Annotated in this window: 2 protein-coding genes; both read right to left on the minus strand. The window is 75.9% G+C overall.

The annotated features are described in order from the left end of the window. A partial coding sequence (locus KIK08_RS39040; RefSeq protein WP_214408334.1) for a serine/threonine-protein kinase occupies nucleotides 1–926 on the minus strand: 926 nt, incomplete at its 3' end. Between the two features lie 38 nt (nucleotides 927–964). Then, a partial coding sequence (locus KIK08_RS39045) for a QcrA and Rieske domain-containing protein (RefSeq protein ID WP_214408335.1) occupies nucleotides 965–1,375 on the minus strand: 411 nt, incomplete at its 5' end.

Here is a 1,375-nt window from a genome sequence, read left to right on the forward strand (position 1 = left end):
GGTGCGGTGACGGTGTCGGGTCGGGCGGGCTCCGGTCGGCCGGCCTCCGATCGGGCAGCCCCCACCGCGGCGGGGACGGGGGTGGTCCGGTCGTCGCCGACGCCGGCCACCACGGCCGGGCGCAGCGCGGCGCGCGCGGCGGCGGCCAGCTCGCCCGCGCCCGCGTAGCGCTCGTCGGACTCCTTGGCCATCCCCTTCGCCACCACGTCGTCGAGCTCCGGCGGCACCCCCTCCACCAGGTCGGAGGGACGCGGCGGCGGCAGGTGCAGGTGGCCGTACATGAGGGCGGGCAGCTCGTCGCCGGGGAACGGCTTGGTCGCGGTCAGGCACTCGTGCAGGACGCAGGCCAGCGAGTACACGTCGGCGCGGGCGTCGATGGGGCGGTTCTCGAAGCGCTCGGGGGCCAGGTACTCCCACATGCCCGCGGTCGTGCCGCCCATCGACGGCCGCGACCGGGTGGGTGCGGTGGCCTGGACGAGCCCGAAGTCCACGACGTGCACCGTGTCCGCGGCGCCGACCAGGATGTTGGACGGCTTGACCGCGCGGTGCACCAGCCCGGCGGCGTGCGCCGCGTCCAGCGCGTCGGCGACCTGGCCGACCAGCTCCACCGCGCGGTCGGGCGCGAGCGGGCCCGCGGCCAGCAGCGCGGCCAGGCTCTGCCCCTCCACGAGGCGCATGCTCAGGTAGAGCCGGCCGTCGATCTCGCCGTGGTCGTGGATGCGGATCACGTGCGGTTCGCGCAGCCGCGCCACCGCGGTGCACACGCTGCGGAAGCGCCTGGCGTAAAGGGCGTCCTCGGTCAGTTCCGCCGGCAGCACCTTCACGGCCACCGCGCAATCGCGGCGGCTGTCGTGGGCCCGGTAAACGGCACCGGTGCCGCCGTTGCCGATCAACTGCTCGAGGCGGTAGTGCCCGAACTCCGTCATGAACCACACCCCGCTACTGGCGCACCGTTAGGGCGTGGTCATTCCAGCACGATCCGCCCGTCGACGACAGAGACCGGGCGCGAGTCGAGCGCACGCGGCGCCGGGCCCTGCTGGACGGAGCCGTCCAATCCGTAGCGGCTGCCGTGGCACGGGCAGACGAGGGTGGCGCCCTCGACGCGGTTGACGACGCAGCCGGTGTGGGTGCAGATCGCCGACAGGCCGGTGAACCGACCCGCCTCCGGCTGGGTGACCACCAGTTCCAGCGACTCGACGACGAGCGCACCGCCGACCGGCACGTCGGCGGCAGCGGCCACCGGGGTCCCGGTGGACCCGACGGCGCCGGGCTGCGGTTCGGGCTGCGGGCCGGGCGCCGTGCTGGGCGGGGCCGTCGGCGGCGGGACCTGCGGCGCGGACGTCGCGCAGCCCGCGATGCCCGCGGCCGCCGCGGC

This window comes from Pseudonocardia lacus (genome assembly GCF_018531445.1).
Lineage (GTDB): Bacteria > Actinomycetota > Actinomycetes > Mycobacteriales > Pseudonocardiaceae > Pseudonocardia > Pseudonocardia lacus.